Annotated in this window: 22 protein-coding genes; 19 read left to right on the top strand and 3 right to left on the bottom strand. The window is 68.7% G+C overall.

All coding sequences use genetic code 11. The annotated features are described in order from the left end of the window. Positions 1-47 precede the first annotated feature (47 nt). Together ASG75_RS14200 and ASG75_RS14205 are read left to right on the top strand one after the other, a co-directional pair. Entirely contained in the window at positions 48-2273 is a 2226-nt protein-coding gene (locus tag ASG75_RS14200) for an NADP-dependent isocitrate dehydrogenase (protein WP_056390900.1), read from the top strand. A gap of 121 nt (positions 2274-2394) precedes the next feature. Next, positions 2395-3399, top strand: coding sequence for a TraB/GumN family protein (locus tag ASG75_RS14205; protein WP_056390902.1), 1005 nt, complete (start codon positions 2395-2397; stop codon positions 3397-3399). Between the two features lie 50 nt (positions 3400-3449). On the opposite strand, the gene ASG75_RS14210 is transcribed toward ASG75_RS14205, so the two are convergent. Both ASG75_RS14210 and ASG75_RS14215 read right to left on the bottom strand, forming a co-directional pair. Next, on the bottom strand, positions 3450-4394 hold the full coding sequence (locus ASG75_RS14210) for an aldo/keto reductase (RefSeq protein WP_056390905.1): 945 nt from the start codon (positions 4392-4394) through the stop codon (positions 3450-3452). 87 nt (positions 4395-4481) lie between these two features. Then, a complete protein-coding gene (locus ASG75_RS14215) occupies positions 4482-4676 on the bottom strand; it encodes a hypothetical protein (RefSeq protein WP_056390908.1) in 195 nt (64 codons plus the stop codon). A gap of 109 nt (positions 4677-4785) precedes the next feature. On the opposite strand from ASG75_RS14215, the gene ASG75_RS14220 reads away from it, so the two are divergent. The 5 genes from ASG75_RS14220 (at position 4786) to ASG75_RS14240 (ending at position 9223) form a co-directional block, all read left to right on the top strand. Continuing rightward, entirely contained in the window at positions 4786-5706 is a 921-nt protein-coding gene (locus ASG75_RS14220) for a LysR substrate-binding domain-containing protein (RefSeq protein ID WP_056390912.1), read from the top strand. A gap of 74 nt (positions 5707-5780) precedes the next feature. After that, the gene (locus ASG75_RS14225) at positions 5781-6893 is read left to right on the top strand and encodes an S-(hydroxymethyl)glutathione dehydrogenase/class III alcohol dehydrogenase (RefSeq protein ID WP_056390917.1); all 1113 of its coding nucleotides are present in this window, start codon (positions 5781-5783) and stop codon (positions 6891-6893) included. 87 nt (positions 6894-6980) lie between these two features. Beyond that, entirely contained in the window at positions 6981-7643 is a 663-nt protein-coding gene (locus ASG75_RS14230) for an NYN domain-containing protein (protein WP_056390920.1), read from the top strand. A gap of 76 nt (positions 7644-7719) precedes the next feature. Further along, positions 7720-8673 carry a class I SAM-dependent methyltransferase gene (locus ASG75_RS14235; protein ID WP_056390924.1) on the top strand — a complete coding sequence of 318 codons (954 nt, stop codon included), beginning with the start codon at positions 7720-7722 and terminating at the stop codon, positions 8671-8673. A 13-nt stretch (positions 8674-8686) separates the two neighbouring features. Then, a complete protein-coding gene (locus tag ASG75_RS14240) occupies positions 8687-9223 on the top strand; it encodes a pseudouridine synthase (RefSeq protein WP_056390927.1) in 537 nt (178 codons plus the stop codon). Positions 9224-9278: 55 nt separating this feature from the next. Here ASG75_RS14240 and ASG75_RS14245 read toward each other — a convergent pair whose 3' ends face one another. Continuing rightward, the gene (locus ASG75_RS14245) at positions 9279-10067 is read right to left on the bottom strand and encodes a TatD family hydrolase (protein WP_056390931.1); all 789 of its coding nucleotides are present in this window, start codon (positions 10065-10067) and stop codon (positions 9279-9281) included. A 341-nt stretch (positions 10068-10408) separates the two neighbouring features. Between ASG75_RS14245 and gspE the strand changes: the two genes are divergently transcribed. From gspE to hrpB, 12 genes are all read left to right on the top strand, one after another. Continuing rightward, positions 10409-12103, top strand: coding sequence for a type II secretion system ATPase GspE (gene gspE / locus ASG75_RS14250; protein ID WP_200935721.1), 1695 nt, complete (start codon positions 10409-10411; stop codon positions 12101-12103). A gap of 153 nt (positions 12104-12256) precedes the next feature. Then, on the top strand, positions 12257-13474 hold the full coding sequence (gene gspF / locus ASG75_RS14255) for a type II secretion system inner membrane protein GspF (RefSeq protein ID WP_056390937.1): 1218 nt from the start codon (positions 12257-12259) through the stop codon (positions 13472-13474). A 31-nt stretch (positions 13475-13505) separates the two neighbouring features. Next, positions 13506-13931 carry a type II secretion system major pseudopilin GspG gene (gspG, locus tag ASG75_RS14260; RefSeq protein WP_082547626.1) on the top strand — a complete coding sequence of 142 codons (426 nt, stop codon included), beginning with the start codon at positions 13506-13508 and terminating at the stop codon, positions 13929-13931. An 83-nt stretch (positions 13932-14014) separates the two neighbouring features. Beyond that, a complete protein-coding gene (locus ASG75_RS14265; RefSeq protein ID WP_268793549.1) occupies positions 14015-14485 on the top strand; it encodes a GspH/FimT family pseudopilin in 471 nt (156 codons plus the stop codon). Next, positions 14482-14991: a prepilin-type N-terminal cleavage/methylation domain-containing protein gene (locus tag ASG75_RS14270; RefSeq protein WP_082547628.1), complete on the top strand. Its 510-nt coding sequence runs from the start codon at positions 14482-14484 to the stop codon at positions 14989-14991. Before ASG75_RS14265 ends, ASG75_RS14270 begins: the two co-directional genes overlap by 4 nt. Then, positions 14988-15644 carry a prepilin-type N-terminal cleavage/methylation domain-containing protein gene (locus tag ASG75_RS14275; protein ID WP_056390942.1) on the top strand — a complete coding sequence of 219 codons (657 nt, stop codon included), beginning with the start codon at positions 14988-14990 and terminating at the stop codon, positions 15642-15644. The genes ASG75_RS14270 and ASG75_RS14275 overlap by 4 nt, the downstream gene beginning before the upstream one ends. Beyond that, positions 15641-16507, top strand: coding sequence for a type II secretion system protein GspK (locus ASG75_RS14280; RefSeq protein ID WP_056390945.1), 867 nt, complete (start codon positions 15641-15643; stop codon positions 16505-16507). The genes ASG75_RS14275 and ASG75_RS14280 overlap by 4 nt, the downstream gene beginning before the upstream one ends. Continuing rightward, positions 16504-17676: a PilN domain-containing protein gene (locus ASG75_RS14285; protein WP_056390947.1), complete on the top strand. Its 1173-nt coding sequence runs from the start codon at positions 16504-16506 to the stop codon at positions 17674-17676. The genes ASG75_RS14280 and ASG75_RS14285 overlap by 4 nt, the downstream gene beginning before the upstream one ends. Then, complete coding sequence (gene gspM / locus ASG75_RS14290) at positions 17673-18320, top strand: type II secretion system protein GspM (protein ID WP_056390951.1); 648 nt, start codon at positions 17673-17675, stop codon at positions 18318-18320. The genes ASG75_RS14285 and gspM overlap by 4 nt, the downstream gene beginning before the upstream one ends. Beyond that, positions 18317-19048 carry a hypothetical protein gene (locus ASG75_RS14295; RefSeq protein WP_056390954.1) on the top strand — a complete coding sequence of 244 codons (732 nt, stop codon included), beginning with the start codon at positions 18317-18319 and terminating at the stop codon, positions 19046-19048. The genes gspM and ASG75_RS14295 overlap by 4 nt, the downstream gene beginning before the upstream one ends. A 3-nt stretch (positions 19049-19051) precedes the next feature. Continuing rightward, positions 19052-21385, top strand: coding sequence for a type II secretion system secretin GspD (gspD, locus tag ASG75_RS14300; protein WP_056390957.1), 2334 nt, complete (start codon positions 19052-19054; stop codon positions 21383-21385). A gap of 55 nt (positions 21386-21440) precedes the next feature. Next, positions 21441-23966: an ATP-dependent helicase HrpB gene (gene hrpB, locus ASG75_RS14305; RefSeq protein ID WP_056390960.1), complete on the top strand. Its 2526-nt coding sequence runs from the start codon at positions 21441-21443 to the stop codon at positions 23964-23966. Positions 23967-24080: the final 114 nt, after the last annotated feature.

The following is a 24080-nucleotide window of genomic DNA, read 5'->3' on the forward strand; positions in this document are numbered from 1 at the left end:
CCGTCCCCTTCCGGCCAATGCAGTAGCTAAAGAGGTCCACGCAGACAATGTCCACCACGCCCAAGATCATCTACACGCTCACGGATGAAGCTCCGTTCCTGGCCACGCAGTCGCTGCTGCCGATCGTCGCTGCGTTCACCGGCACGGCGGGCATCCGGGTGGAGACGCGCGACATCTCGCTGGCCGCACGCATCGTCGCGCTGTTTCCGGAAGCGCTGAAAGAAGGCCAGCGGCTGGCCGACGACCTGGCCGAACTGGGCCAGCTCGCCACCATGCCGGAGGCGAACATCATCAAGCTGCCGAACATCAGCGCCTCGATGCCGCAGCTGAAGGCGGCGATCAAGGAACTGCAGGGCCAGGGTTATGCGCTGCCGGATTACCCGGATGCGCCGAAGGACGACGGCGAGAAGGACATCAAGACGCGCTACGACCGGGTCAAGGGCAGCGCGGTGAACCCGGTGCTGCGCGAGGGCAATTCCGATCGCCGCGCGCCGGCCTCGGTGAAGAACTACGCACGCAAGCATCCGCACAAGATGGGTGCGTGGAGCAAGGATTCGAAGACCCACGTGGCGCACATGGACGGCGGCGATTTCTACGGCAGCGAGAAATCCGCGCTGATCGGGCAGCCCGGCAACGTCAGCATCGAATGGTTCGGCAAGGACGGCAGCCACGCCGTGCTGAAACCGAAGACCGCGCTGCTGGCCGGCGAGATCATCGACGGCGCGGTGATGAGCCGCAAGGCGCTGGCGGCGTTCGTCGATGCGCAGATCGCGGACGCGAAGCGGCAGGGCGTGCTGTTCTCGTTGCACCTGAAGGCCACCATGATGAAGGTGTCCGACCCGATCATGTTCGGCGTGGCGGTCAGCGAGTTCTACAAGGACGTGCTGGCGAAGCACGCCGACGCGCTGAAGCAGGTCGGCTTCAATCCGAACAACGGCATCGGCGACCTGTACGCGCGCCTCGGCGCGTTGCCGGAAGCACAGCAGGCGCAGATCAAGGCCGACATCGACGCCGAGTACGCGCAGCGCCCGGGCGTGGCGATGGTCAACTCGGACAAGGGCATCACCAACCTGCACGTGCCCAGCGACGTGATCGTCGATGCGTCGATGCCGGCGATGATCCGCGACTCCGGCAAGATGTGGAACGCGCAGGGCCAGTTGCAGGACGTCAAGGCGGTGATCCCCGATCGCAGCTACGCCGGTGTCTATCAGGCAACCCTCGACGACTGCAAGGCGCACGGCGCGTTCGACCCGGCCACCATGGGCAGCGTGCCGAACGTGGGCCTGATGGCGCAGGCGGCCGAGGAATACGGCTCGCACGACAAGACCTTCCAGATCGCCGGCGACGGCGTGGTCAAGGTGCTCGACGCGGCCGGCAACGTGCTGCTGCAGCACGACGTGGAATCCGGCGACATCTGGCGCATGTGCCAGACGAAAGATGCGCCGGTCCAGGACTGGGTGAAGCTGGCGGTGAGTCGCGCGCGGCACACGCCGGCGGTGTTCTGGCTGGACCCGGCACGCGCGCACGACGCGCAGGTGATCGCCAAGGTCGAGCGTTACCTGAAGGATTACGACATCAGCGGCCTGGACATCCGCATCATGGATCCGGTGGCGGCCACGAAGTTCTCGCTGGAGCGCATCCGCCAAGGTCTGGACACGATCTCGGTCACCGGCAACGTCCTGCGCGACTACCTCACCGACCTGTTCCCGATCATGGAGCTGGGCACCAGCGCGAAGATGCTGTCGATCGTGCCGCTGATGGCCGGCGGCGGCCTGTTCGAGACCGGCGCCGGCGGCTCCGCGCCGAAGCACGTGCAGCAGTTCCTGGAAGAGAACTACCTGCGCTGGGATTCGCTGGGCGAATTCCTCGCGCTGGCCGCGTCGCTGGAACACCTGGGCAGCCGCTACGGCAGTGCCGAGGTGGACGTGCTGGCCAAGACGCTGGACCAGGCCAACGGCAAGTTCCTCGACACCGACAAGTCGCCCTCGCGCAAGGTCGGCGGCATCGACAACCGCGGCAGCCACTTCTACCTGGCGCTGTACTGGGCGCAGGCGCTGGCCGCGCAGGACGTGAACGCCGCGCTGAAGGTGAAGTTCGCGCCGCTGGCGCAGGCGCTGACGGAAAACGAGGCGACCATCGTCGACGAGCTCAACCGCGTGCAGGGCAAGCCGGTCGACATCGGCGGCTACTACCACCCCGACCTGGTGCGGGTGAGCGCGGCGATGCGCCCCAGCGCTACCTTCAACGCCGCGCTGGCGAAGCTGTCGGCGTGATGTGACGTTGCGTTGCGGAACGGGGCGCCGCGGGGCGCCCCGTTCTTTTGTCCGCGCCGGCCATCTGCGACTCAGCATCGCCCTGCCACAATGGCGACTGTCGAAGCCGGAGCCGTCCGTCATGCGTCTGCTGCACCTCGCTTTCCTGTTCGCGCTGGGCGCACCGCTGCCGGCGTTCGCGCAATCGGCGGCCATGCCGCCGGCACCGGATGTGGCCGACCTGCCTGCCGTGGTGGTCAGCGGCGTGCAGCCCGGCCCCGGCCTGTGGAAGGTGAGCAAGGGCGATCACGTGATGTGGGTGCTCGGCACGCTGTCGCCGCTGCCGCGCGCCATGCAATGGCAGTCGCGCGAAGTGGATGAGGTGATCGGCGCCTCGCAGCAGGTGCTGCTGGCGCCTTCGGTGCAGTTGAAGGCCGACGTCGGCTTTCTCGGCAAGATGTTCCTGCTGCCTTCGGCTTACAGCGCGCGCAAGAACGCCGATGGCGAAACCCTGCAGCAGGTGCTGCCGCCGCCGGTGTATGCGCGCTGGCAAACGCTGAAGCAGAAGTACATCGGCGACGATCGCGGCATCGAGCGCTGGCGGCCGCTGTTCGCGTCGCAGGAGCTGTACCGCAAGGCGCTGAAGGCGAATGGCTTGAGCCGTTCCGGCGGGATCAAGGCGAACATCGACGCACTGGCCAAGCGCCACGGCGTGCCTGAGCTGCCGACCGACTACCACGTGCTGATCGAGCACCCGCGTGCGGCGATCAAGGCGTTCAAGCAGGCCGCGCCGCGCGACACCACCTGCTTCATCCGCACCCTGGACAGCGTCGAGCACGACATGCCGGCGATGACCGCGCGCGCGAATGCCTGGGCCACCGGCGACCTGCAGGCGCTGCGCGAACTGCCCGACAGCGACCGCCACGATGCCTGCGTGGCGGCGGTCGCCGGCGCCGGCTTTGCGCAGGCGCTCGGCCTCGATGACGTCCCGGCGAAGCAGCGCGCCGTGTGGCTGGCCGCCGCGCGCAAGGCGCTGACCGGCAACGCGCAGACCTTCGCGCTGCTGCCGATGGACGAGCTGCTGAAGCCGGATGGCTACCTGGCTGCGCTGCGGGCCGATGGTTATCAGGTCGACGTGCCGGAGTAAACGGCCTTTCGCAGGGTGGGCACTCTCCAGCCCTACTGAAGCCGGATTGGTCAGGCGCTGGCCAGATCGAGTTGCGCGATCTCGTTGTCGCTCAATGGCAGTGAGGTGGCGCCGAGCAATTCCCGCAACTGTTCCACGCTGGTGGCGCTGACGATCGGTGCGGTGATGCCCGGGCGGGCGATCAGCCAGGCCAGCGCGACCTGGGCCGGTGTGGCGTGGTGCGCGGCAGCCACCGCATCGAGTGCGGCGAGCACCTGCAGGCCGTGCGGGTTCAGGAATTTTTTCACCGCGCCGCCGCGTGCGCTGCTCTTGGCCAGGTCGGCCTCACTGCGGTACTTGCCGCTGAGGAATCCGCTGGCCAGCGCGTAATAGCCGATCACGCCGATGTTCTCGCGCCGGATCAGCGGCTCCAGTTCCTTCTCGTAGCCGGCGCGGCTGACCAGGTTGTATTCCGGCTGCAGGCTTTCGTAGCGCGGCAGGCCGTGCCGTTTCGATACTGCGAGCGCATCGGCAAAGCGGGCGGCGCTGAAGTTCGACGCGCCGATCACGCGTACCTTGCCGGCCTCGATCAACCGGGCGAATTCGCCCAGGGTGTCTTCCATCGGCACGCTGGCGTCGTCCTGGTGCGCCTGGTACAGGTCGATGCAGTCGACCTGCAGGCGCTGCAGCGAACCATCCACCGCCTGGCGGATGTTCACCGGCGACAGGCCGGGATGCTCGGCCCACTTGGCGACCTTGGTCGATATCAACACCTGGTCGCGCTTGCCGCTCTTCTTCAGCCACTTGCCGATGATGGTTTCCGACTCGCCGCCGGCGTTGCCCGGCACCCAGGCCGAATAGACGTCGGCGGTGTCGATCAGGTTGCCGCCGGCGTCGACGAAGGCATCGAGCAGTTCGAACGCGCGCTTCTCGTCCACGCTCCAGCCGAACACGTTGCCGCCGAGGGCGAGTGGGGCGATGGAAAGCGGCGAATGGCCGAGCGGACGCTGCTGCATGGAGAAACCTCGGATGGGGCGGGGGACACTCCATCCGAGGTGGTTGCGGCCGGCGCCGGAATCAAGCGCCGGCCGCCGTGGTGCGGGTCAACGGGGCCGGACGAGTCGCGGCCAGGTCGATGCACAGCACATCACCGCGATCGACTTGGCCTTCTTGGCGGCAGCCTTGTCGGCGATGGCTTTGCGTTCGCCCGCATCGTCGGGTGGGTCGGGCCGCCAGGACGGATCGATGTTGGTGAGGTGACCGTGCAGGAACAGCAAATCTTTCCAGATCGAGCTCATGGGGGAAGCCTCCTTGGGAAGCCTTGGACTTGGGGTGCGCTCAAGGTACGCGTGTCGGAGGTCGCCAAAAAGCGATATATTCGCAAGCCAGCCTTGAGGGATATTCAAGATGGGAAAGCTGCCGCTGGGGCTGCTGCAACAGTTCGTGCTGGTCGCCCGGCTGGGCAATCTGTCGCGCGCCGCGGCGCAGGCCAACCTCACCGTCAGCGCGCTCAGCCATCAGATGCGTCAGCTGGAGGAACGCCTGGAGCGGCGTCTGTTCGAACGTGGCCCACGCGGGGTGACGCTGACGGTTGAAGGTTGCAGTCTGCTGGAGGCGGTCGGCGAACATTTCGACGGCATCGAACACGCGCTGTCGCATTACCGCACGCGCCACCACGATGCGCTCACGCTCAGCGCGAGCCCCGGCATCATGTCGAGCTGGCTGGTGCCGCGGTTGCCGAAACTGGTTGCCGCGCATCCGGAGCTGGAGCTCAGCTTGCAGTCCGGTTCGACGCTGGTGAACTTCGCGCGCGAACCGGTCGACGTGGCCCTGCGTTACGGTCGCGGCGAATGGGCCGGCCTGCATTGCGAACGGCTGTTCGGCGAATGGATCGCACCGGTGGCCGCGCCCGAGTTGATCGCGCGGATGGCCGGCGCCGATCCGCACGACCTGTCGCGCTGGCCGTTGCTCGGCGAACCGAATCCTTCCACGCGCTGGAACGACTGGTTCAACCGCACCGGCGGCACGGCACCGACGCGCTACGTGGCGCAGTTCGACAGCCTCGATGCGCTGCGTCACGCGGCGCTGGAAGGCCTCGGCGTGGCCTTGGGGCGGATGGTGACGTCGAAGTCGCTGATTGACGCCGGGCGCTTGCAGGTGCTGGGTGAAAACTACCTGGCGGTGAAGGAGGCGTACTGGCTGGTGTATCCGCCACGCTCGCAAGAGCATCGCGGCCTGCAGCTGTTCCGCGAATGGCTGCTGGCCGAGGCGGACGACTACCGCCGGCAGATGTCGGCGTTTCGGCCCGATGACACGGCGGTGAGTTGATGCGGTTTACCATGGGGGACGGAGGGCATTAAGTTGCAACTTAATGCCCTCCGTCCCCCCCAAGGAGTTGAATCATGAAGTCACGTGCCGCCGTCGCCTGGGAAGCAGGCAAACCGCTCAGCATCGAACAGGTCGACGTGGCGGGACCGAAGGCCGGCGAGGTGCTGGTGCGCATCGTGGCGACCGGTGTGTGCCACACCGATGCGTTCACCCTGTCCGGCGCCGATCCGGAAGGCCTGTTCCCGGTGATCCTCGGCCACGAGGGCGGCGGCATCGTCGAGGAAGTCGGCGAAGGCGTCACCTCGCTGAAGGTCGGCGATCACGTGATTCCGCTGTACACGCCCGAGTGCGGCGAGTGCAAATTCTGCCGCTCCGGCAAGACCAACCTGTGCCAGAAGATCCGCGTCACCCAAGGCCAGGGCCTGATGCCGGACGGCACCTCGCGCTTCTCGTTGAACGGCAAGCCGCTACTGCACTACATGGGCACCAGCACGTTCAGCGAATACACCGTGCTGCCGGAAATCTCCGTGGCGAAGATCAACAAGGCGGCGCCGCTGGAGAAGGTGTGCCTGCTCGGTTGCGGCATCACCGCCGGCATCGGCGCGGTGCTGAACACGGCGAAGGTGGAGCCGGGCGCGTCGGTGGCGGTGTTCGGCATGGGCGGCATCGGCCTGTCGGTGGTGCAGGGCGCGGTGATGGCGAAGGCCGGGCGGATCGTGGTGGTCGACACCAACCCGGCGAAGTTCGAGATGGCGAAGCTGCTCGGCGCAACGGACTTCATCAATCCGAAGGATTACCCGGACACGCCGATCCAGCAGGTGATCGTCGAGCTCACCGACGGCGGCGTGGACTATTCGTTCGAGTGCATCGGCAACGTGCACGTGATGCGCTCGGCACTGGAGTGCTGCCACAAGGGCTGGGGCGAGTCGATCATCATCGGCGTGGCCGGTGCCGGGCAGGAGATCAGCACGCGACCGTTCCAGCTGGTTACCGGACGGGTCTGGCGCGGTTCGGCGTTCGGCGGGGTGAAGGGCCGCTCGCAGCTGCCCGGTTACGTCGAGCGCTACCTGGCCGGCGAGATAAAGATCGACGAGATGATCACCGAGGTGCTGCCGCTGGAACGCATCAACGAGGCGTTCGAGCTGATGCACGAAGGCAAGGTGATCCGCTCGGTGATCCACTACTGACGTAGAATGCGCACACGCCGCCGGCCCCATCCTGCCGGCGGCGGCCATCGTTTTTATATCCGTACACGCCATGCATAAGGTTGTTCCATGAACCGCACCGCCATCCTCGTCGACGGCGCTTTTTTTCTTGCCCGCTACCGCAAGGTCTACGGCGAGCGCGACGCCGGCGACGCGCGCGCGGTGGCGAAGACCGTGTTCAGCATGGCGCTGGAGCATCTGAAGGCGGTCGACCGGCCGCGCGAGCAGCTGTACCGCATCTTCTTCTACGACTGCCCGCCGCTGGAAAAGAGCTTCATCAAGCCGATCAGTGGCGACAGCATCGACTTCGGTCGTACCGGCGCCGCCGCGTTCCGCCGCGAGCTGCACGACCAGCTGCGCCGCCAGCGCAAGATGGCGCTGCGGCTGGGCCGGCTGGCCGAGCGTGGCGAGTGGCAGTTGAAGCGCAACGCCTACCAGCAGTTGCGCGACGGCAGCCTGCACTGGGACGATCTGGGCGACGAACATTTCGAGCCGGACATGCGGCAGACCCAGGTCGACATGAAGATCGGCATCGACATCGCCGCGCTGACCTACAAGAAGCTGGTCGACCAGATCATCCTGATCGCCGGCGACGCGGATTTCATCCCGGCCGCGAAGCTGGCCCGCTACGAAGGCGTCGACTTCATCCTCGACCCGATGTGGCAGGGCATCGCGCCGGATCTGCACGAACACATCGACGGTCTGCAATCGGTGTGCCCGCGGCCGTTTTGAGTTATCTACCCAGTCTGCACATGATTTTCGTGATATTGCGTCAAATCCGGACGGCCAACGCGCCAAGGAGTCAACGATGAACCGCGGGACACAAGTGGCAAGGATGGGTACGGCGCGCCTGGTCGCGGCACTGCTGCTGGCGGCCTGCCTGGGTCTGCCCGCCGTGGCCGGCGCGCAAGTGGCGCACACCGCCTCGGCCGAGCCGGACCAGCCGGCCGACATGCTGGTGCCCCCCACCAGCGCCAGTGATTTCACCGCCTCGCAGCTGGACAGCGTGCTGGCCGGCAGCTGGCGTTCGCCGGCGAACCGCGCCCGCGACGTGTATCGCCACCCCAAGGCCACCTTGCAGTTCTTCGGCGTGCGCCCGGACCGCACGGTGATCGAGATCACCCCCGGCGGCGGCTGGTATGCCGAGATCCTGGCGCCGCTGCTGCACGACAACGGCCACTATGTCGCGGCGGAGAAGGCGCCCGGCGCCGACAGCGAGGCACGCAGCGACGACAGCGCCCTGCGCAAGAAATTCGCCGCCGACGCAGCGCACTACGGCAACGCCCGCATCGTGCAGTTCGATCCGAAGGCGCCGGTGTTCGGCGCGCCGGCTTCGGCCGACCTGGTGCTGACCTTCCGCAACGTGCACAACTGGATCGCCACCAGTAAAGATGGGTCCGACACCGCGCCGGCGATGTTCAAGGCGTTCTTCGCCGTGCTCAAGCCCGGCGGCGTACTCGGCGTGGTCGATCACCGCGCCGACGACGGCGCCTCGCTGGAAGCGGTGAAGCGCAGCGGCTACCTGCCCACCAGCTACGTGGTGAAGCTGGCCACCGACGCGGGCTTCACGCTGGACGAAAGCAGCGAGATCAACGCGAACCCGAAGGACACCAAGGATTACCCGAAGGGCGTGTGGACGCTGCCGCCCACGCTTACCCTGGGCGAGCAGGATCGGGCCAAGTACCTGGCCATCGGCGAGTCCGACCGGATGACCCTGCGCTTCGTCAAGCCTGTGGTGCCGGCAGCGGCTTCGACGCCCTGACCCGACGCACGCCGTGCTGATTGCGCTGAACAAGCCGTACGGCGTGCTGTGCCAGTTCACCGACGATCGCGGCCGCGCCACGCTGGCGGATTTCGTCGGGCAAAAAGACGTCTATGCGGCTGGACGGCTGGACCACGACAGCGAAGGATTGCTGTTGCTCACCGACGACGGCCGGCTGGCGCACCGGCTCACCGACCCTCGCCACAAGCAGGCCAAGACCTACCTGGCGCAGGTCGACGGCACGATTGACGAAGCGGCCTTGATGGTGCTGCGCCGCGGCGTGGTGTTGAACGACGGCCCGACCCTGCCGGCCGAAGCCACGTCCCTCACCGAGCCGGGTTGGCTGTGGCCACGCGATCCGCCGGTGCGTTTCCGCAAGGCGATTCCCACCAGTTGGCTCAGCCTCACCTTGCGCGAAGGCCGCAACCGCCAGGTGCGCCGGATGACCGCGGCGGTCGGTTTCCCGACCCTGCGGCTGATCCGCGTACGCATCGGCGAATACGCGCTGGACGGGCTGGCGCCGGGCGAAACGCGGGTACTGGCGGACTGAGAGCCCCTACCCGGTCCGCCCCTGCATGTACACGCAGGGGCGGGAGTACGGCAGCTCACGCCAATCCGAAGAACGCCTCGGCTGTCGCCGTGCTGTTCGCCGCGGTGATTTCCACGCGCTCGCCGCGGTCGCGCGCGATCTCTTCGCAGATGTGTTTCAGGTACATCGACTCGTTGCGCCGGTGCGCCGGCGGCGGGCGCACCGTGCGTGGCAGCAGGTAGGGCGCGTCGGTCTCGATCATCAGCCGGTTCGCCGGAATCGTGCGCACCAGTTCGCGCAGATGGGTGCCGCGGCGTTCGTCGCAGATCCAGCCGGTGATGCCGATGTGGCAGTCCAGCGCCAGGTAGTCGCGCAGCGCCTCGCCGGTATCGGTGAAGCAGTGCACCACCGCGCCCGGCACCTTGTCGCGGTAGCGCCCGAGCAGCGCGACGAAATCCGCATGCGCGTCGCGCTGGTGCAGGAACAGCGGCATCTGCAGGTCGGCCGCGATCTGCAGCTGGCGTTCGAACACCTGCAACTGCACGTCGCGCGGCGAATAGTTGCGGTTGTAGTCCAGTCCGGTTTCGCCGACCGCGCGTACCGCAGGATCCCGCGCCAGTTCGCGCAGCGTTGCATCGGTGGCGTCGTCGTAGTCGATCGCGTGGTGCGGGTGCACGCCGGCGGTGGCGAACAGCGTGCCGGGGTGCGCCTTCGCCAGCGCCAACGCATGCTCGCTGCCGTCGCGCGACGCACCGGTCACCACCATCCGCGTCACACCCTGCGCGCGTGCGCGCTGCAGCACGGCATCGAGATCGTGATGGAACGACTCGTGGGTGAGGTTGGCGCCGATGTCGAGCAGTTGCATGGTGGGTGACCGGTCATCGAAGACCGGTATTGTCCCAGACCCCGGCGAGCGCAGGCCACCGCCTCGATCCCGGGGGCATCCCGGACCCGGCGCGGATCGGGAAATTTTCCTAGGCCGCGGACGCCCATGAGACCGGGTGCAGCCATCACAATAGGTGCTCGCGGCAAGCAGGCAGCATGAACGGGCAGGATATGGCGGCGAGTGATGCTCGCTTGCCGGCTGGCGTATGTGATAACAATGACGACCGCCGTTTCGCTGCAGGGGGCGTCGGCGACTTTTGCAGGTATCGAGCGGGGTGGAAGATGTCGGCAGCCATTGAGCCGGCGGTCAGCGGGACAGGCATGGTTGGGGGCGACCGTGAGGCGGAAGTCTGCGCGTGGCTGGTCGCGCGCGGCCGCCTGAAGGACAGCGACCTGGGCCGCGCCCGCCGCTTGCACGAGGAATCGGCCGAGGGCACGCTGACCACCTTGATGGCGCGGCTCGGGCTGGTGTCCGAGCGCGACCTGGCCGAGGCCTGGGCCGACCTGCTGCAGGTGCCGCTGCTGGCGGCGCGCGACGCGCCGGAACTGCCGCCGACCGACCTCGATGTATCGCTGCGCTTCCTGAAGCAGCAACACGTGGTGCCGGTGCAGGATGACGCGCATGGCCTGGCTTTGCTGGTGGCCGATCCGGCCGATCCGTATCCGCTGCAGGCGGTGGAACTCGCCGCCGGTCGACCGGTGGCGTTGCGGGTCGGTCTGCGTTCGGAAATCGACGGCCTGATCGAACGCTATTACGGCAGCGGCCGTTCGGCGATGGGCACCATCGTGGAGAACCTCGACGGCAGCGCGGCGGAAGAGGACGACGTCGAACACCTGCGCGATCTCGCCTCCGAGGCGCCGGTGATTCGGCTGGTGAATCTCATCCTGCAGCGCGCGGTCGAGCAGCGTGCGTCGGACGTGCACATCGAGCCGTTCGAGAACCGCCTGAAGGTGCGCTACCGCATCGATGGCGTGCTGCATGAAGTGGAAGCGCCGCCGTCGTCATCGACCGCCGCGGTGATCTCGCGCGTGAAGATCATGGCGCGGCTGAACATCGCCGAGCGCCGGTTGCCGCAGGACGGCCGCATCCAGCTGCGCGTGCAGGGCAAGGAGCTCGACCTGCGCGTGTCGACCGTGCCGACCAGCTTCGGCGAGTCGGTGGTGATGCGCATCCTCGACCGCGAATCGGTGGTGTTTGATTTCGCCTCGCTCGGCTTCACCGACAGCTTCCAGCAGCGCTTCGTCGACGTGCTGGAAAAGCCGCACGGCATCCTGCTGGTCACCGGCCCCACCGGTTCCGGCAAGACCACCACGCTGTACACCGCGCTGTCGCGGATCAATACCAACGACGTGAAGATCATCACCGTCGAGGATCCGGTCGAGTACCAGCTCGAAGGCATCAACCAGATCCAGGTGAAGCCGCAGATCGGGCTGGATTTCTCCGGCGCGCTGCGTTCGATCATGCGCCAGGACCCGGACGTGATCATGATCGGCGAAATGCGCGATCTGGAAACCTGCCGCATCGCGATCCAGTCCGCGCTCACCGGCCACCTGGTGCTGTCCACGCTGCACACCAACTCGGCGGCCGGCGGCATCACGCGCCTGCTCGACATGGGCGTGGAGGATTATCTGCTCGGCTCCACCATCAACGGCATCCTGGCGCAGCGACTGGTACGCAGGCTCGATCCGGAAACGGCGATTCCCTATGAAGCGCTGCCCGAGGTGATCGAGCAGTTCGAGTTGCACAAGTACACCGACGAGCGTCCGATCCGCCTGTGGAAGCCGGGCAGCAGCGCGGCCAATCCCACCGGCTACCGTGGCCGCCGCGCGATCATGGAGTTCCTCACCATGAGCGATCCGCTGCGCCGCCTGGTGATGCAGCGCGCCAACGAAGGCGAGATCGAGCGGCAGGCGCGCGCCGAAGGCATGCGCACGATGTACGAGGACGGCATCGCCAAGGCCGTGGCCGGCATCACCACGCTGGAGGAGGTTCTGCGTGTCACGCAGGAAGGCTGAGAATCGAGAATGGGGAATCGGGAATCGCAGAGCGTCGCCTGCGATGCTTCCTTGCACTTTGGCCGTAGCGAATCATGGCGTTGACGCTACCGGGGCGAGTCGATCGTGCTTTTTACGATTCCCGATTCCCCATTTCCGATTCCCGGCCTCCCCGTGACCCAGTTCCGCTACAAGGCGGTCAACGACGCCGGCGAGACGCTGCAGGGGCAGATGGAAGCCTCCAGCGTCGAGGAAGTGATCGGCCGCCTGCAGGACCAGGGCCACACGCCGCTGGAAGCCCTGCCGGCCGACGGTGCCGGCGGTGGCAGCGGCTTCGCCGCGCTGTTCAAGCGCGGTCCGTTCAGCGGCGATCAGCTGGCCCAGTTCACCCATCAGCTGGCGACCCTGCTCGGCGCCGGCCAGCCGCTGGACCGTGCGCTCGGCATCCTGCTCGAACTGCCCGAGGGCGAGCACGCGAAGAAGCTGGTCGAGCGCGTGCGCGATCGCGTGCGCGGCGGCAACAGCCTGTCGTCGGCGCTGGACGAGGAACATGGCGTGTTCCCCAAGCTGTACGTCAGCCTGGTGCGCGCCGGCGAGGCGGGCGGTTCGCTGGAAGAGACGCTGCGCCGGCTGGCCGATTACCTGGAGCGCGCGCAGCAGCTGCGCGGCAGCATCGTCAATGCGCTGATCTATCCAGCGTTCCTGCTGGTCGGCGTGCTCGGCTCGCTGGTGCTGCTGCTGGCCTACGTGGTGCCGCAGTTCGTGCCGATCTTCGAGGACATGCAGGTACCGATTCCATGGATCACCGCCGCGGTGCTGGCGCTCGGCAACGCGCTGCAATCGTGGTGGTGGCTGATCCTGCTGCTGCTCGGCGGCGGCGTGTTCGCCTGGCGTGCGCGGCTGCGCGATCCGGCGGCGCGGCTGGCCTGGCACGCCCGCCTGCTGCGGCTGCGGCTGGTCGGCCCGCTGCTGCTGAAGGTGGAAACCGCGCGCATCGCACGCACGCTGGGCACCTTGCTGAAGAACGGCGTACCGTTGCTGAGCGCGTTGACCATTGCGCGCCAGGTCACCGGCAACCGCGCGCTGGACGCGGCGCTGGACGCGGCGCACGAGCAGGTCAAGAGCGGCGCAGGCCTGAGCCTGGCGCTGAGCCAGTCGAAGCTGTTCCCGCGGCTGGCGATGCAGATGGTGCAGGTCGGCGAAGAAGCCGGCCAGCTCGACACCATGCTGCTGAAAGTCGCCGACACCTTCGAGCTCGAGTCCAAGCGCGCGATCGACCGCCTGCTGGCGGCGCTGGTGCCGGCGCTGACCATCGTGATGACCGTGCTGGTGGCGATCATCATGGCCGCGATCCTGCTGCCGCTGCTCAGCCTGACCAGCAATATCCAGTAGACATTCCATTCGCATATCCGAGGTGATCCACATGCAGCAAAGGCAACCACGACGCCCCGGTTCGAACGCCGGCTTCACCCTGCTGGAGATGCTCGCGGTGATCGTGCTGATCGGCATCATCGGCGCGGTGGTGGTGACCCAGGTCGGCAAGAACGTCGACAAGGGCAAGTACGGCGCCGGCAAGGCGCAGCTGATGACCTTGAGCCAGAAGATCGAGAACTACGCGCTCGACAACGGCGCGCCGCCGCCACAGTTGGAAGGGCTGGCGGTGAAGCCGGCGAACGCGCCGAACTGGCAGGGCCCGTACGCGAAGGCGTCCGACCTGAAGGACCCGTGGGGCCACGCGTTCGGCTACCAGTATCCGGGCCAGAACGGCAGCTTCGACCTGATCTTCTACGGCCAGGACGGCAAGCCGGGCGGCGACGGCTACAGCAAGGACGTGGGTAACTGGCAATGAAGCCGGGATTCGGGATTCGGGATTCGGGATTCGGCAAGGCGCGCCAGCGCCGGCCGCCCGCTTTTGCGAATCCCGAATCCCGAATCCCGAATCCCGGGCGCGTATCGCGCGCCCACGGCTTCACCCTGCTGGAAATGCTGGCGGTGATCCTGTTGATCGGGATCGCGGTGGCAGCGGTGTCGGTCTCGGTGACCCAGGGCCTGGCCAGTGCCCGCGTGCGCGCGGCCAGCAGCGAGCTGGCCGGCGCGCTGCGCGCCACCCGCGCGCAGGCGATCGTGCGCGGCGAGGAACAGCATTTCGACGTGGATACCCGCGCGAACAGCTACGACGGCGCGAAGCGGCAGGACGTGCGCCTGCCGAAGGGCCTGCGCGTGAGCATCACCAGCGCGAAGGATGATCAGCCGAACGACCACACCGGGCGCATCCGCTTCTTCCCCGACGGCAGTTCCACCGGCGGGCGCATCACGCTGCAGAGCGGCCGGCGCGAGTGGCACGTCAACGTGTCGTGGCTGACCGGCGAAGTGCGCGTGGTCGATGCGGTGGCGAAGCGATGAGAGCCGGGATTGGGGATTCGGGATTCGAGATTCGCAAAAGCGGGCGGCCGGCGCTGGCGCGCCTTGCCGAATCCCCAATCCCGAATCCCCAATCCCGTCACCAAAACGGCTTCAGCCTGCTCGAAGTGATCGCCGCGATCATGCTGCTGGCGATCGCGTTCACCGCGCTGATGAAGGTGGCCGGCGCCTCGATCAGCCTGACCCACAACGCGGCCGAGCACAGCGAAGCGGCGATGTGGGCGCGCAGCCTGCTCGACAGCGCGTTCGTGGGCGAGCCGGTCAAGCCGGGCAGCCGCTCCGGCCGCTTCAATCCGCAGTACCGCTGGCAACTCGACGTGACCCCGTGGAACCAGGCCGGGCCGGCGCTGCCGGGTGCGCCGCTGCAGCTGTATCAGCTGGACCTGGCCGTATCGTGGGGGCCGCCGGCGCATCCGCGTTCGGCGCATTTCCGTACGCTGCGGCTGGGCGGGCCGGTGCTTGCCAACGATGCGCAGGTGTCCCCGTGAAACGCGCCGCCGGCTTCACCCTGCTGGAAGTGCTGGCCGCGCTGGTGCTGCTGGCGTTGCTGCTGGTCGGGGTGTATTCGGGCATCCGTACCGCCACCCACAGCGTGCGCTCAGGCACCGCGGCGATCGAGCGGATCGACCAGGTGCGTTCGGCCCAGCAGTTCCTGCGCCGCGAGCTGGCGCAAAGCCTGACCCAGCCGATCGGCCACACCGAGCAGGGCGAGCCGATCTATTTCGAGGGCAGCGCGCGCGAGATGCGTTACGTGGCGCCGCTGCCCGGTTATCTCGGCAAGCTGGGCCCGCAGTTGCAGCGGCTGCAGCTGGTCGACGACGGCCACGGCGGCCTGCGGCTGGAGCTGAGCCTGGCCCTGCTACCGCCGGACGGCCAGCCGCCGCAGCCGCTGGGCGAGCCGCAGGTGCTGCTCGATCACATCAAGACCGGCGGCTTTAGCTATCGCGGCGTCGATCAGCAAGGCGCCGCGCTGCCGTGGTCGCCGACCTGGACCGATGGCCGCCTGCTGCCGCAGCTGGTGCGCGTCGAGCTGCAGGCACTGGGCACGGTGGGCTGGCCGCAACTGGACGTGCCGCTGCGGGTGAATCCGGCGCAGACTGGCTTGCCGCAGCTGCGCATGCGCGGCGGGAGCATACGATGAAGCGTGGATGGCGGTCACCGGCCAGCCAGCGCGGGGTCGCCCTGCTGCTGGTGCTGTGGGCGTGCACGCTGCTGGCGATCCTGCTCGGCGGCTACGCCGCGCTGGCGCGCACCGAAGGCCTGCAGGCGCGCTACCAGTTCGCCCAGACCCAGGCGCATTACGCTGCCGAGGCTGGCCTGATGCGTGCCGTCTACGGTTTGCAGAGCCCGCAGCAGCAACAGCGCTGGGTCGCCGATGGGCGGCCCTATACATTCCGCTACGACGGCGCCACGGTCAGCGTGCGTGCGATCGACGAAGGCGGCAAGGTCGATCTCAACGCCGCCTCGCCCGAGGTGCTGCAGGGCCTGTTCCAGGCTGCCGGGCTGAAGTCGGACCAGGCGCAAGCGCTGGCCGGCCGCGTGGTCGACTGGCGCAACCCGGTCGGCCTCGAAGGGGAGGCCGCCAGCCAGCGTGCCGCCTATGTGGCGGACGGGCGCGATTACGGCCCGCGCCACGGCCCGTTCGCCAGCGTCGAGGAATTGCAGATGGTGTTGGGCATGACGCCGGCGTTGTACCGGCAGGTGGCGCCGGTGGTGACGATCTGGGCCGGCGGCGCCAGCCCGGACCCGAACACCGCGCCGCCGCTGGCGCTGGCGGCGATCCCGGGAATGACGCCGGAGCAGCGCAAGATGGTCGAGGCGGCGCGGCAGCGGAACGCGAATGATCCGCAGCTGGTCCTGAACAACGGAACGACGCATAGTATCCGGTCCGAGGCCACGCTGGCCGACGGCACGCGCGCAGTCCTGCGCGCCACGATTCGCCTGCAGGCGGGGCAGGCGCAACCGTATGGCGTGCTGCGCTGGCAGGAGGGGGAGGCAGAATGAATACGGCAACGCAGTCGCTGCGGCCGTGGGTGGATCGTGTACGCCGCAGTTGGCGTGCCTCGCCGTTGCCGGGGTTCCTCGGCTGGTGGGGTGGCGAGCTGCGCGGCATGTTGCCGCCACGCTGGCGCGGCTGGTTCGGCAGCGGCGCGGACTGGCATCTGCTGCAGCACGCCGGTACGCAGTGGAGCCTGCGCCGCAGCGGCCACGGCGACGTGCTGGCGAGCTGGGGTGACGCCGCCGATGCGGTGGCCGATGAAGGGCGCGTCACCCCGCTCGCGCTGAACGCCGCCTTGCAGCGCGTCGATCGCGAGGATCTGCGACTGGCGCTGCTGCTGCCGCCGGCGGTGGTGCTGCGGCGCTCGCTGGCGCTGCCGCTGGCCGCACGCGACAACCTGCTGCAGGTGGCCGGTTTCGAGATGGACCGGCAGACCCCGTTCGGCGTGGCGCAGGTGTACTACGCCGCGCGCGAACTGGGCACGCCGGCCGCGCCCGGGCGCTTCAACGCGGAGCTGGTCGTAGTCACCCGCGACACGCTGGATCCCTTGCTGGCGCGCCTGCGTGCGCAGGGCATCGCGGTCGATGCGGCGGACCTGGCGGTGGGCGACGGCCGTCTCGGCGTCAACCTGCTGCCGCCGGAGCAGGTGCCGCATCGCGCGCGTCCGCGCCGCCGGCTGAACCTGATCCTGGCGGCCGCGTGCGTGCTGTTGCTGACCCTGGTGCTGGGCGAGTGGCTGCACAACCGGCAGGTGGCGCTGGCGCAGATGCAGGCCGAGGTCGAGGCGATGCGCGGCGAGGCGCAGCAGGTGGCCGCGCTGCGCCAGCAGTTGCAGGACAACGCCGGTGCGGCCGGCTTTCTGGCCCAGCGCAAGAAGAACACGGTGGCCATGCTCAGCCTGCTGCAGGACGTCACCGCACGTCTGCCGGACAGCGCGTGGCTGGAACGTTTCAGCGTCGACAACACCGGCCAGGTCGGCTTCCAGGGGCAGAGCCAGCAGGCCGCGAAACTGCTCGACGCGCTGAAGGATTCGAAGCTGATCACCGACGCCAGTTTCCAGGGCAGCATCCAGCCCGATCCGACCACCGGCAAGGAGCGCTTCTACCTGACCGCCCGCGTGAACCAGCCGAAGCCACCAGCGACGACTCCGGCTCCCGGCGGGAGTACGCCATGAAGATGATCGCCCTGAGCCCGCGCGACAGCCGCATCGCGGCGATCCTCCTGTTGCTGCTGGCGCTGCTGCTGGCCTACTTCGTGCTGTTGCACTGGTGGTTCGTGGCGCCGCTGCAGCAGGTGCGCAGCGAGATGGTCGATCTGCGCGACACGCACAGCCGCTACGCCGCCGCGATCGCGGAGAAGCCGGCACTGCAGCAGCGCATCGCCGCGCTCGGCGCCGGCCAGGCCGCCAGCAGCGCGTTCCTCGCCGCCGCCGATCCGAACACTGCCGCGGCGGACCTGATGCAACGCGTGGTTGACGTGGTCGCCGGCAACACCACGGGCGGGCGTTGCGTGGTGAGCCAGAAGATGCCGCTGCCGAATCCGCCGGCCACCGCCGGCGAGCCGTACCGCAAGGCGGCGGTGAGCATCAGCCTGAGCTGCGACGTCGAGCCGCTGGCGGCGGTGCTGCAGGCGCTGGAGCAGGGCACGCCATACCTGTTCGTCGACGACCTCAGCGTCTACCGCAACCCGGTCGCCGCGCAGCAGGACAGTGCCGTGCCGCTGGAAGTGCAGTTCACCCTGTCCGGCTACGTGCGCCCGGCACGCACTGCGCCGGCGCCGTCCAGCCGTTCGCCCGATGCCGCGGGAGCCGCGCCATGAACGCCGCCAACCAGCATCAGCTGACCCCGTGGCTGGTGGTGTTCGTGCTGCTGCTGGGCGCCGTGCTGCTGTTGCTGCTGGCCGGCATCGGCCGCGGTGCGCAGTGGGACGAGCCGCGATCGCTGGCGCCGCTGCCGCCGGCCGGCAATCCGGCCAACCTGCCGCAGCCGGTGCCGTTGCAGCAGTTCGCGCTGGTCTGGCAGAAGCCGTTGTTCAGCCCCGACCGCAAGCCGGTCGCGCACGCCGCCGACGGCGGCAGCAACCTCGGCGATCTCGAACTGACCGGCATCATCCTCACCCCCGATCTGCGCATGGCCTTGCTGCACGATCGCAACGGCGACAAGCAGGTGCGCCTGCGCGAAGGCGAGGCGCTGCCCGACGGCAGCGTGAAGCTGGTCGAGCTGCGCCCGCGCTCGGCGCTGTTCGATTCGGCGGCGGGACGCACCGAACTGAAGTTGCCGGCCGGCGCGCCGATCGATCAACCGCGGGCCGGGCCGGACGCACGCGGCCAGGCTGCCGGCGATGCGGCGATGCAGGTCGCGCCGGGCGCAGCCGGGGCGCCAGCGGCCGGCCGCAGCGGCTCCGGTCGCGCCACGATCGTGCCGGTGCCTCCCGCCTCGGCGGCCGCACCGGAATCTGCCAGGGAATCGGCCGCCGAGCGGCTGCGCAAAAACATCCAGAAACGTCGGGCCGCCCGTGCCGCCGCGGCCCACGAAGGAGTACGTTGACCCATGTCCCGCACGCTCACCCAGCAAATCCTGCGCACCGCCGCGCTTGCCCTCGCGGTGGGCCTGGCCGGTTGCGCCAGCCTGCCGCAGCCGCATGACGACGGCGCATTGCAGCGCGAGGCGATGGCCGGCACGCAGAACCCGGCACCGGCACCGCTGCCGTTGAACAACGACGGCGGCAGCCGCAGTGCAACCACGGCCACCGCCGAGGTCAGCCACGGCAGCGGCCAGTTCATCCGCCCCGGCGCGCTGGCCACGCCGCGACCGGCGGCCAGCGGCAACGGCGCGGTGACGTTCAACTTCGAGAACCAGCCGGTGCAGGCGGTGGTCAAGGCGATCCTCGGCGATCTGCTCAAGCAGAACTACACGATCGTGCCGGGCGTGCAGGGCAACATCTCGTTCTCCACCTCCGAGCCGGTCGATTCGAGTCAGGCGCTGCCGATCCTGGAGACCCTGCTGTCGTGGACCGGCAACGCGCTGGTGCGTCGCGACGGCGGCTACGTGGTGATGCCGCAGAAGGATGCGGTGGCCGGCAACCTGGTGCCCAGCCTCGGCGCCGCCGCGCCGCAGGGCGGCATGCAGGCGCGGCTGTTCCCGCTGCGCTACATCTCCGCCAGCGAGATGCAGAAACTGATCAAGCCGTTCGCGCGGCCGGACGCCATCTTGCTGGTGGACCCGGCGCGCAACCTGCTGGTGATGTCCGGCACGCCGCAGGAGCTGGCGAACTACCAGAGCATGGTGCGCACGTTCGACGTCGACTGGTTGCGCGGCATGTCGGTGGGCGTGTTCAACCTGCAGTACGCGAACGTGGGCGAGCTGATGCCGAAGCTGGACGGCATGTTCGGCGTGCACGGCGACACTCCGCTGGCCGGCATGCTGCGCTTCATCCCGATCGAGCGCACCAACGCGCTGGTGGTGATCAGCACCCAGCCCGAGTACCTGCAGGAAGTCGGCGACTGGATCGCCCGCATCGACCGCGGCGGCGGCAACGAGCCGCAGCTGTTCGTCTACGACGTGCGCAACATCAAGGCGTCGGACCTGGCGAAATATCTAGCGCAGATCTACACCAACGGCGCCGGCAGCGGCGGCGACAACGGCGGCCAGGTCGGGCCGGGCCTGGTCGGTGCCACGTTGGGCAGCGCCGAAAACGCCGGCGCGACCAGCATGGGCAGTACCGCCGGCAGCTTCGGCAGCCCGGCCGACGCGTCGCGCAACGGCGGCCAGAACAACGCCAGCGCGGGCAGCGGCTTCGGCGGCACCAGCGGCAGCGGCCGCGAGGGCGGCGCCGCGGCCGGCGGCGGTTTCGGCAGCAGCTCGACCGGCTTCGGCAGCAACCCGGCGGGCGGCAACAACGGCGCGGCCAGCGACCAGCAGTACAGCTCCAGCGACGGCAGCGTGCGGATCAGCTCGGTCGACGGCAGCAACCAGTTGCTGGTGCGCGCGCGTCCGTCGCAGTGGGAGGAGATCAAGGGCGCGATCAACAAGCTCGACAACGTGCCGCTGCAGGTGCAGATCGAGACGCGCATCCTCGAGGTCAACCTCACCGGTGAATTCCAGTTCGGCGTGCAGTGGTACCTGGAAGGACTGACCGGCAGCACCGGCAGCACGTCGGACGGCACGTTCCAGCCGGGCCAGCCGTACCGGCATCGCCAGCTCGGGCTGGGCCAGGGCGGCAACGCGTTCGGCGGCGAGCCGTTCTTCTATTCCTTCCTCAACAGCAACCTGCAGGTTGCCGTGCGCGCGATGGAGACCAGCGGCAACACCAAGACGCTGTCGGCGCCGTCGATGGTGGTGATGAACAACCAGGTGGCCAGCATCGCGGTCGGCAACCAGATTCCGATCAACCAGACCAGCGTGAACACCGGCATCGGCACGACCACCAGCTACAGCCAGGTCAACTACCTGAGCACCGGCGTGATCCTCAACGTGCAGCCGCGGATCAATCCCGGCGGCCTGGTCTACATGAACATCAGCCAGGAAGTCAGCCAGGCCGACAAGTCGGTGCCGCTGGTCAACGGCAACCCGGCCATCTCGCAGCGCAAGCTGGCCACCCAGGTTGCGGTGCAGAGCGGCCAGACCGTGCTGCTGGGCGGCCTGATCCAGCAGGCCGAGGGCAACACCGACACCGGCATCCCGGGGCTCAACCGCATCCCGGTGCTGGGCCGGCTGTTCGGCAGCACCAACCGCAGCCGCAACCGCACCGAGCTGATCGTGCTGATCACGCCGCGGGTGATTCGCGGCGGTGCGGATGCGAAGCAGATCACCGACGACTACCAGAGCAAGTTCGAATCGCTGGAGCCGCTGCGCGCACCGGCCGGCACCGGCACGAAACCGTAGGGATGTTCTGATCTATCGGAGCAGGCGCACGACGGCGCCCGCTATCATGCGGGCGATGAGCAGTGCGCCGCCTTCGTTCCCGATCACCCCGCTGCTGCCGCAGATCCGTGCGTCGCTGGCGGCGCAGCCGCGGCTGGTGCTGGAGGCGCCGCCGGGCGCGGGCAAGACCACCCAGGTGCCGCTGGCCCTGCTCGACGCGGCGTGGCTGGCCGGGCAGAAGATCGTGATGCTGGAGCCGCGCCGGATCGCCGCGCGCGCCGCCGCGCAGTTCATGGCGCAGCAGCTCGGCGAAGCGGTCGGGCAGACCGTCGGCTACCGCATCCGCTTCGAGTCGAAGGTGAGCGCGGCGACCCGCATCGAGGTGGTCACCGAAGGCATCCTCACCCGCCTGATCCAGCACGATCCGGAGTTGGCCGGCATCGGTGCGATCGTGTTCGACGAGTTCCACGAACGGCATCTCGCCGGCGATCTCGGCGCCGCGCTGGCGCTGGACGTGCAGGCCACGCTGCGACCGGAGCTGCGCCTGCTGCTGATGTCGGCCACGCTGGATGGCGAGCGCATCGCGGCGTGGCTGGATGCGCCGCGCCTGTCCAGCCCCGGCCGCAGTTTTCCGGTACGCATCGAGCATCCGCCGGCGCGCACCCAGGAAACCGTCGAGCATCAGCTGGCCCGGGTTGCGCGACAGGCGCTGGAAGAAAACGACGGCGACGTGCTGGCGTTCTTGCCCGGCCGCCGCGAGATCGCGCGCACGCAAAGTGTGTTGCGGCAAACCCTGAGCCGCGACGATGTCGACGTGCTTGCGCTGCATGGCGAGCTTTCGCTGGCCGAACAGCAGGCCGCGCTGGCACCTGTCGAGCCGGGCTTGCGCCGCATCGTGCTCGCCACCAACGTGGCCGAGTCCAGCGTCACCCTGCCGGGCATCCGTGCGGTGGTCGACGCCGGGCTGGCGCGCGAGCCGCGCTTCGATCCGAACTCCGGTTTCACCCGCCTGCAGACCGTCAACATTTCGCAGGCCTCGGCCGACCAGCGCGCCGGCCGCGCCGGCCGCGTGGCGGCGGGTACGGCGTACCGGCTGTGGCCGCAAAGCCGGCGGCTGGAGCCGGCGCGCGGCGCGGAAATCAACCAGGCCGAATTGTCCGGCCTGGCGCTGGAGCTGGCCGGCTGGGGCGTCAGCGCAGAAGGCGGCGACACTCTGCGCTGGCTCGACCCGCCACCGTCCGGCGCGCTCGCGCAGGCGCGTGAACTGCTGGTCGCGCTGGCCGCACTGGATGACGACGGCCGCATCACCGCGCTGGGCCGGCGCATGCTGGAACTGGGCACCAGCCCGCGGCTGGCCGCGGCGGCACTGCGTGCACCTGTCGAACTGCGCGCGCTGGTTGCCGACCTGCTCGCGCTGATGGACGCACGCTCGCCGCTGCGCGGCAGTGACGCGTACAACGACGACTTCCGTGCGCGCGTGACCGCGCTGCATGCGTGGCGCGACCGGCGCGGTCCGTCCTTGCGCGGTGACGTCGACGGCGGCGCACTGGCCGCGATCGAGCAGGCCAGCAAGGGCTGGCGCCGACGTCTGGACGTCCGTACTGCGGCCAGCGGCGCGCCGGACAGCCACGCGGTTGGCGAGCTGCTGCTGCACGCGTTCCCCGACCGCGTCGCACATCGCGACGACGGCAACCCGCTGCGCTACACGCTGGCCAATGGCCGCGGCGCGCGCCTGCACGAAAACACCGCGCTGCTGGGCGAGCCGTGGCTGGTCGCGCTGGACCTGCGTTTCGAGGCGCGCGACAGCCTGATCCTGGCCGCTGCACCGTTTGATCCGCGCGTGCTCGAACGCGACTATCCCGCGCAGTTCTCCCGCGAACGCACGCTGCACTGGAACGACGAGCGCGGCGCCGCCGAGGCGTTCGACGAGCGGCGCTTCGGCGCGATCGTACTGGAGCGCCGCAGCGTGCCGGTGAAACCCGCCGACGCGCTGCCGGCCCTGCTTGCCGCCGTGCGCGCCCGCGGCCTCGACGCGCTGCCGTGGAGCGACCATGCGCGACAGTTGCGCGCACGCATGCAGGCGCTGCGCGCGTGGATGCCCGAACTGGGGTTGCCGGATGTTTCCGAGGCGGCGCTGCTCGCTACGCTGGAAGACTGGCTGGCGCCGCATCTCGACGGCAGGCATCGGCTCGATGCGCTGGGCGCGGAAGAACTGTCGCAGGCGCTGGCGTCGCGCTTCGACTACGAACAGCGCCGCACGCTCGACGCGCAAGCGCCGGAAAGCCTGGTGGTGCCGAGCGGGCAGAGCCGCCGGCTCGAGTACGCCGAAGGCGAGCCGCCGGTGCTGGCGGTGAAACTGCAGGAACTGTTCGGCCTGGCCGACACGCCGCGCATCGGCGGCGGGCGCATCCCGGTCACCTTGCACTTGCTCTCGCCGGCCGGCCGGCCGATCCAGGTGACCCAGGATTTGAAGGGGTTCTGGGAACGCACGTATCCGGAAGTGAAGAAGGAACTGAAGGGTCGCTACCCGCGCCACCCGTGGCCGGACGATCCATGGACCGCCACGCCGACCCATCGGGCGAAGCCGCGCGAGCGGCGTTGAGTCGTCGGCGGGCGTCGCGACCCGGGTGACGGGGCAACCACGTCGCAGTTGTGTACCATCGGCAGTCACGGCACCGCGTGGTGGATCCCTTGTCCGGAAAAGAGGATTTCGACG

It is taken from the genome of Rhodanobacter sp. Soil772, from assembly GCF_001428385.1.
Lineage (GTDB): Bacteria > Pseudomonadota > Gammaproteobacteria > Xanthomonadales > Rhodanobacteraceae > Rhodanobacter.